Source organism: Streptomyces sp. NPDC059456 (assembly GCF_042750055.1).
GTDB lineage: Bacteria > Actinomycetota > Actinomycetes > Streptomycetales > Streptomycetaceae > Streptomyces.
Genome location: NZ_JBHYVA010000439.1, coordinates 1 through 7,283, shown reverse-complemented (window position 1 = coordinate 7,283; position 7,283 = coordinate 1). Strand labels below are relative to the sequence as shown.

At 74.7% G+C, this 7,283-nt stretch carries 7 protein-coding genes; 3 read left to right on the top strand and 4 right to left on the bottom strand.

Annotated features, from left to right (window positions below; genetic code table 11):
• The 3 genes from ACFXA3_RS29565 to ACFXA3_RS29555 all read right to left on the bottom strand — a co-directional run.
• Positions 1 to 779, bottom strand: a 779-nt coding sequence (locus ACFXA3_RS29565; protein WP_385191612.1) for an enoyl-CoA hydratase/isomerase family protein, incomplete at its 3' end; no start/stop codon positions are given.
• A 149-nt stretch (positions 780 to 928) separates the two neighbouring features.
• Positions 929 to 3,163: an acetate--CoA ligase family protein gene (locus tag ACFXA3_RS29560; protein ID WP_385191610.1), complete on the bottom strand. Its 2,235-nt coding sequence runs from the start codon at positions 3,161 to 3,163 to the stop codon at positions 929 to 931.
• A 175-nt stretch (positions 3,164 to 3,338) separates the two neighbouring features.
• Entirely contained in the window at positions 3,339 to 4,577 is a 1,239-nt protein-coding gene (locus tag ACFXA3_RS29555; protein WP_385191609.1) for a flavin-containing monooxygenase, read from the bottom strand.
• A 217-nt stretch (positions 4,578 to 4,794) separates the two neighbouring features.
• Here ACFXA3_RS29555 and ACFXA3_RS29550 point away from each other — a divergent pair, with 217 nt between their 5' ends.
• Both ACFXA3_RS29550 and ACFXA3_RS29545 read left to right on the top strand, forming a co-directional pair.
• The gene (locus tag ACFXA3_RS29550) at positions 4,795 to 5,247 is read left to right on the top strand and encodes a DoxX family membrane protein (protein ID WP_385191608.1); all 453 of its coding nucleotides are present in this window, start codon (positions 4,795 to 4,797) and stop codon (positions 5,245 to 5,247) included.
• A complete protein-coding gene (locus tag ACFXA3_RS29545) occupies positions 5,244 to 5,672 on the top strand; it encodes a Zn-ribbon domain-containing OB-fold protein (RefSeq protein WP_385191607.1) in 429 nt (142 codons plus the stop codon). The genes ACFXA3_RS29550 and ACFXA3_RS29545 overlap by 4 nt, the downstream gene beginning before the upstream one ends.
• A gap of 87 nt (positions 5,673 to 5,759) precedes the next feature.
• Here ACFXA3_RS29545 and ACFXA3_RS29540 read toward each other — a convergent pair whose 3' ends face one another.
• Positions 5,760 to 6,455, bottom strand: a complete 696-nt coding sequence (locus ACFXA3_RS29540) for a pyridoxal 5'-phosphate synthase (RefSeq protein WP_385191613.1) — start codon at positions 6,453 to 6,455, stop codon at positions 5,760 to 5,762.
• A gap of 104 nt (positions 6,456 to 6,559) precedes the next feature.
• Between ACFXA3_RS29540 and ACFXA3_RS29535 the strand changes: the two genes are divergently transcribed.
• Positions 6,560 to 7,096, top strand: a complete 537-nt coding sequence (locus tag ACFXA3_RS29535; protein WP_385191605.1) for a hypothetical protein — start codon at positions 6,560 to 6,562, stop codon at positions 7,094 to 7,096.
• Positions 7,097 to 7,283: the final 187 nt, after the last annotated feature.

The following is a 7,283-nucleotide window of genomic DNA, read 5'->3' as shown; positions in this document are numbered from 1 at the left end:
CGGGTTTTTGTCTGGCCGCCCCCCCGCGTGCGGCGGGCGGGGGGTTTGTTGGTGTTGTGCGGGGGGGGGGCCGGGGCCGGCCCGGCGGCCGCCCGGCCACCGTCCAGGGAGGCGTTGACCAGCTGCTTCGTCAGTGCGAGGGCGCGGGTCGGGCCCTGCGCGAGGCGCTCCGCCCACGCGCGGGCGGTGGCCTCCAGCTCCTCGCCCGGCACCACCCGGTTGACCAGGCCGAGCCCTGCGGCCTCGGCCGCCGGGACGGCGTCGCCGAAGAACATCAGCTCCTTGGCCTTCTGCGGGCCGACCAGGCGCGGCAGCAGGTACGCGCCTCCGCCGTCGGGGACCAGGCCGCGGCGGACGAACACCTCGATGAACCGGGCCGATTCGGCGGCGATGACCAGGTCGCAGGCGAGCGCGAGGTGCGCGCCGATGCCGGCTGCCGTGCCGTTGACGGCGGCGATGACGGGCTTCTCGCAGTCGAGCACGGCGGTGATCAGGCGCTGCGCGCCGAGCCGGATCATGCGGGCCACGTCGCCCGCGATCCGCTCGCCCGGGGCCGCGGGGGCGCCGCGCAGGTCGGCGCCCGCGCAGAAGCCCTTGCCGGTGGCGGTGACGACGACGGCGCGCACGGCGGGGTCGGCGGAGGCCTCGTCGAGCAGCGCGATGACGCGCTCGCGCTGGTCCCGGGTCACGGCGTTCATGGCCTCGGGACGGTTGAGGGTGATCCAGGAGACGCCGCCCTCGATGCGGTGGAGGACTTCGTCCTCGGGGCTGCCGGTCATTCGGTGCACTCCCCTTCGGGGCAGTCGGATGCGGTGGGTGCGGGGCGTCTGCGGGGGCGCTGCCACCGGGCCCGGGTCCGGGCGGATCCCGGCTCCGGGACGGGGCGGGGGAGACCGCGCAGCAGCGGGGGCCGGAAGCCGGCCCGGCGTCAGCGGCAGACGGCGAGCGCGTCCAGCGCCACCGCCCCCTGCCCGCGCGGGAGCACCATCAGCGGGTTGACGTCCAGTTCCGCCAGCGAACCGCCCAGCTCCAGCGCCATCCGCTGCACCCGCAGCACGACCTCGACCAGCGCGTCGACGTCCGCCGGCGGCGCCCCCCGGACCCCTTCGAGCAGGGCGTGGCCGCGCAGTTCCGTGAGCATCGCGCGCGCCTGGTCCTCGCCGAACGGCGGGACGCGTACCGCCGCGTCGTGGAGCACCTCCACCAGGACCCCGCCCAGGCCCACGGTGACGGTCGGCCCGAAGAGGTCGTCCTGGGTGACGCCGACGACCATCTCGACCCCGCGCTCGACCATCTGGCAGACGAGGATGCCGTCGAGCGGGACGTTCTCGTAGCGGGCGATGTCCGTCAGCTCCCGGTAGGCGTCCCGGATCTGGCTCGCCGAGGTCAGGCCGATCTTCACCAGGCCCAGCTCCGTCTTGTGCGCGAGCTGCGGTCCCGACGCCTTCATCACCACCGGGTAGCCGACCAGGCCGGCCGCCCGGACCGCGGCCGCCGCGCTGGTCACGAGCTGCTCGCGGGGGACCCGTATCCCGTAGGCCCGCAGCAGCTGTTTCGCCGCGTGCTCGCTGAGCTGCTGGCCCGGGCGCATGAGCGCCTGCGCCTTGCGGTACGAGGGGGACGGGGTCCGCGGCGCGTCCTCGAAGGGGGAGCGGTAGGCGGCGGTGAAGCGGTGGTGGCCGAGGTAGGCGCGGACGGCGGTGATGCAGTTGCCGAAGGTGCGGAAGGTGGCCACCCGGGAGGAGCCGAGCAGGGTGGTGCGGTACGCCTCCTCGGTGCCGACCGGGGAGCCCCACACCACGCAGATCAGCTTGTCGGTCTGCTCGGCCGCGTCCACCAGGTCCTGGGCGAGCCTGTCGCTCATGGGCGGGAAGGGGCCGGTGATCGGACAGATCAGCACGCCCACCGAGGGGTCGGCGAGGATCGCGTCGATGATCTTCCGGCCGCGCCAGTCGCCGACGGGGTGGCCGCCGTTGTCCACCGGGTTGGCGACGTTCAGGTACTGCGGTATCCACTGGTGGAGCTCGTCCTGCTTGGCCGGGGAGAGGGTGGGCAGGCTCAGTCCCGCCTCGGTCGCGAGGTCGGAGAAGTGCGCTCCGGTGCCGCCGGAGATGGAGTACACGACGACCCCGTCGGCCTGCGGCGTGCGGGCCCGGGCGAGCAGCGCGGCGGTGTCCTGGAGCTCGTCCAGCCCGTCGACGCGGATGACGCCGAACTGCCGCATCGCGGCGTCCACGACGGTGTCGGCGCCGGTCAGCTTCCCGGTGTGGGAGGCGGCCGTCCGGGCCCCGGTCTCGGTGCGGCCGACCTTGACGGCGACGACGGGGACGCCGTTGCGGGCGGCCCGGTCGGCGGCCAGCAGGAAGGAACGGCCGTCCTTGAGGCCCTCCACGTAGCAGGCGATGGCGCCGACCTCGGGCTGCTCGGCGAAGTAGGAGATGAAGTCGGAGGTTTCGAGGTCGGCCTCGTTGCCCGTGGGGGCCCAGTGGGAGAGCCGGATGCCCAGCTCCTGGAGGGTGTAGACGGGCCGGCCCTGGTGGCCGGACTGGGTGATCAGGGCGATCGCCGGGCCGTCGAGGTCGTCGCGGAACTCCTCGAAGGCGTTGAGGTTGGTGTTGGGGCCGAGCAGGCGGAGCCCCGACCGCCGGACGGCGGCGGCGAGCCGGTCCTGGGCGGCGGCGCCCGCGTCCCCGGTCTCGGCGAAACCGGAGGCGAACGCGACGGCGAACTTGACCTTGGCCTCGGCCAGTTCCTCGATCACCGGCAGCGGATCACCGACGAGGAGGACGGCGAGGTCGACCTGCTCGGGCAGGTCGGCCACGGACGCGTGGCAGGCCAGCCCGAAGACGGTGGGGCGGGTGGGGTGCACGGGGTGGATCCGGGCGCCGACGCGCTCCGCCCAGGCGATGAGCTGGCGGGTGATGCCGGTGTTCGGTCTGCCCTCGGCGTCGGAGGCGCCGATGACGGCCACGGACTCGGGCCGGAAGAACCGGTCCAGGTCGGGGACATCGGCGTGCAGGGGCCGTCCGCTGACGTCCACCGCGACCGTGTCCGAGGCGGACGGCGCCGCCGTGGAGTGGACGGCCGTCCTGGGGGTCTCCCCGCAGGCCTCGACACGTGCGCGGAAGTCGGTGGTGAGGGTGCCGTGAGTAGATCCAAGCATCGTTCCGCCCGCTCCTGCTCGATGAAGCTCAATAACTGACGCGTAGTCAGATTACTGAACTGACGCGCCGTCAGGAACAGTGCTGCGCAGGAAAGGTGGTGGAGGTGGTGTGTGGAACGGTGACAGATCCCTTCGGGGCGGGTCCAGGGCGCGATTCGGCCGCTTCCGCGTTCCGCTACGCGAGCGGGTCGACCGGACGCAGGCCGGTGTCCGGCAGCTCCTCGAACGGCTGTCGCGCGACCTGCGGGCCCAGCCGGCGGGACAGAGCCCGGGCGATCTTCTCGGCGTCCAGGGCCATCTCGCGGAACATCCCGCTGATCGGGTTGGTGAAGCCGGTGAAGTACAGGCCGGGAGCCTGTGCGGGGGTGCGGGCGCCGTGCGCGCGCGGGCGCCCGCGCTCGTCGAGCACGCCCAGGTGCCCGACCAGGCCCTCCAGGCCACGGCGGTATCCGGTGGCGGCGATGACGGCGTCCGGGGTGATCCGCGTACCGTCCGCGAGCACGACCTCGGCCCCCTCGAAGGAGGCGACGGCGGCGACCGGCTCGACCTTCCCCGTGCGCACGGCGTCGATCAGTCCGACGTCCTGGACCGGGACCGCACCCTCCTTGACCCTGCTGTACAGGCCGGTGTCGGGGCGCGGGAGCCCGTACGCGGCCAGGTCGGGGACGGACGACTTGGCGACCAGGGCGCCGAGCCGGTCCACGAGCCGCACCGGCAGCCGCCGCACCAGGATCCCCGTGCGCTGGGCGGCCCAGCCCGCGGTGGAGCGGCGCACGATGTGCGGGACGGTGCGCACGGCGAGCCGCACCCGCCCCGCCCCGCCCTCGGCGAGGTCGACGGCTATCTCGGCGCCGGTGTTGCCGACGCCGACGACGAGCACGTCCCGGCCCTCGTACGGGACGGCGTTGCGGTAGTCGCGGGCGTGCAGCAGCCGCCCGGCGTACGCGTCGCGGCCCGGCCAGCCGGGCAGCGCGGGCGTGTGGTTGAACCCGGTGGCGACGACCACGGCCCGGGCGTCGAGGACCCGGCCGCCGGTGGCGTGCAGGAGCCAGCCGTCCCCGCCGGGGGCGGGGTCGATCCGGGTCACCTCGACGCCGGTGACGATTTCCAGCTCGTGGAACTCGGCGTACTTCTCCAGGTACCGCACCACGTCGTCCCGCGAGACCCACCGCCCGAACCGGCGCGGCATGGCCAGCCCCGGCAGGCCGGAGAGCCGGCGGGTGGTGTGCAGGTGCAGTCGGTCGTAGTGCCCCCGCCAGGAGGTGCCGACGGCATCGGACTTCTCGACGACCACCGCGCGCACCCCGCGGGCGCGCAGCGCGGCGGCCGCGGCGAGGCCGCCGGGACCGGCGCCGATCACGTAGACCGGGCGCGGCTGGGTGGACAGGTCGGGGGCTGTGGGGACTCCGGGCATGAGGAGTGATCGTATCGACACACAGCGTTGATGGGTCTCGGACGAGGAGGGAATCGATTGCGGATCGATCACGGAGGGCCGGGGCGGCCGCCCCGGCTCGGTCGGGATGCGTCCTGAAGGTGACCCCGGCGCGCCGTGCGCCGCCCGTCGGACCCTTGCGGGATCGGCGCCGATCCGGTGAACTGACGTACCGTCAGATCGACGAAGGGGAGGGCCGATGCAGAGCATCTGGCTCAGTGGGGCCGAGTGGCTCGCCGTGCTCCGGACGGGGCTCGGGCTGTGGTGGCTGGAGAGCTGGCGGCACAAGGACAAGAAGGGCTGGTTCGAGCGCGGCACCGGCATCGCCTGGGCCGCCGACGTCGCGGGCAAGCACCGCTGGCCCTTCGTGAAGAACGGCTTCGAGAAGGTCGTCCAGCCGCGCCCGCGGCTGATGGCCTACATCGTGGTCTACGCGGAACTCGCCCTCGGGCTCGGCCTGGTGCTCGGTTTCCTGACCCCGATCGCACTGGTCGGCGGGCTGCTGCTGAACCTGCTCTACCTGATCCTGATGATCCACGACTGGGCCGAGCAGGGGCAGAACGCCATGATGGCCCTCATCTCGCTCGTCGCGCTCTTCGCGATGGCCTGGCAGACCTGGTCCCTCGACGCGGCGATCGGACTGTTCCTGTGAGCACCCGCCACGACCTCCCCGAGACCGACGACTTCACCCGCCCCTACTGGGACGCGGCCGCCGGGGGCCGGCTCCTGCTGCGCCGCTGCGCGGACTGCGGGCGGGCCCACCACTACCCGCGCGAGTTCTGCCCGCACTGCTGGGCCGGCGAGGAGCGGGTGTCCTGGGAGACCGCGAGCGGCCGCGCCACCCTCTACACGTGGTCGGTGATCCACCGCAACGACCTCCCACCGTTCGGGACGCGCGTCCCGTACACGGCGGCCGTGGTCGGCCTGGCCGAGGGACCGCGCATGATGACGGAGGTCGTCGACTGCGAACCGGCCGACCTGCGGATCGACATGCCGCTCGAAGTGGCCTTCCGCGAGGCCGCGGAAGGCGTGTGGGTGGCGGTGTTCCGTCCGGAGGGCGCCGGGCCGCGCGCCTAGGGGCGGGGCGTCCGGCCCGGTCGGCAGGCCCCCCGGTCGGCAGGCCCCCCGCTCGGCAGGCCCCCCCGCTCGTCAGGCCCCCGCTCGTCAGGGCCAGAGCAGCTCGCGGATCCAGGCGATGCCGTCGCCGGTGCGGCGGTAGCGCAGCCGTACGTGCCGGCGGGAGGCGTCGCCCTGGAAGAACTCGACCTCGGCCGGGTCGAGGACGTACCGGGTCCAGGTCGGGGCCGGGGCGTCCGGCTCCGCACCGGCCCGCTCCCAGGCGGCCTCGGAGGCGCGCCGCAGCTCGTCCACGCTGCCGAGCACCTCGCTCTGCCGGCCGGTCAGCGCCGCCGCGAGCGCACCCCGCGAGCGGACCGCCAGGTCCGCCCGGCTCTCCTGCGGTCCGCAGGCGGTGACCCGGCCGCGGATCCGGACCTGCCGGGCGACGGCCGGCCAGTAGAAGACGAGCGCGGCGTCCGGCCGGCCGCCGAGCTGGCGGCCCTTGGCGCTGGTGGCGTGGGAGGCGAAGTGCCAGCCGTGCCCGTCGACGTCGTGCAGCATCAGGATCCGCGCGTCCGGCCGCCCCTCGGCGTCCACCGTGGCCAGGCTCATCGTGTGCGGCTCGGGCGCTCCGGCCGCGGCGGCGTGCAGGAACCACTCCCGGAACAGCGCCGACGGCTCGGCCGGCGCGGCCTGCGGATCGAAGGAGGGCAGTGGGCCGTCCCACACCCGCAGGGAGTGCAGGGTGGCGTGGAACGCCTCGATCTCGGCCGTCTCGTCGCTGGTGATCTCGCGGGTCATGGCGTCCATCGAACACCATCGGAGCAGCTTCGGCGTTCGCCGGATTCCGGGCCTCCGCTGTTCCTATGATGTGCAGCCTTCAACGACTTGAGGTGGGGGCCATCATGGGCAACGGCGGCAGCAGCAGAACGAACGTGATGCGCGGCGGGGCGCTCCGGCGCGCGGCGGTGGCCTTCCTGGTCGCCTGCGCGGCGGTGGCCTGCGGCCCGGCGGGCGGCGACCCGGCCGTATCGCCGCCGCCGAGCCTGTCGGCGTCCCCGACCCCGGCCCCGACGGCCACACCGACGCCGACGCCGGCCCCGACGGACACGCCGGCGCCGACGCCCCCGCCGTCCGCCGTCCCCACGGCGACCCCGACGCCCGCGGCCGCGCCCGCCGCGCCGGTCGTGCGGACGCCCGACGCGAAGCCGGCGCCCACCGGCGGGAGCGCCGGCACGCCGCGCCCGCCCGCCACCAAGGCGCCGACGAAGGCGCCGACCGAGCCCGCGAGCGGCAGCTGCGAGATCGTCTCCAACGCCGGCAACTGCTACAAGGCGGGCCAGTTCTGCCGCAAGGCCGACCTGGGAAGCACCACCCATGCCGAGAACGGCCGCCTGATCCACTGCCGCCCGGACGGCGCCCAGCCCCGCTGGAACTACTGACCGCCACCCGGCACCCGACCGCCACGGCACCGACCGCCACCGGTACTGACCGCCACGGCACCGGCCGCCACCCCGGCCGGGGGAGTTGCCCCGGGCCGGGGGGCGTCGGCGGGGGGGGCGGGGGCGGGCGGCGGCCCGGCTCAGCCCCCGCCCACGATCACCCTGCCGGGCGAGCCGAACCACCCAC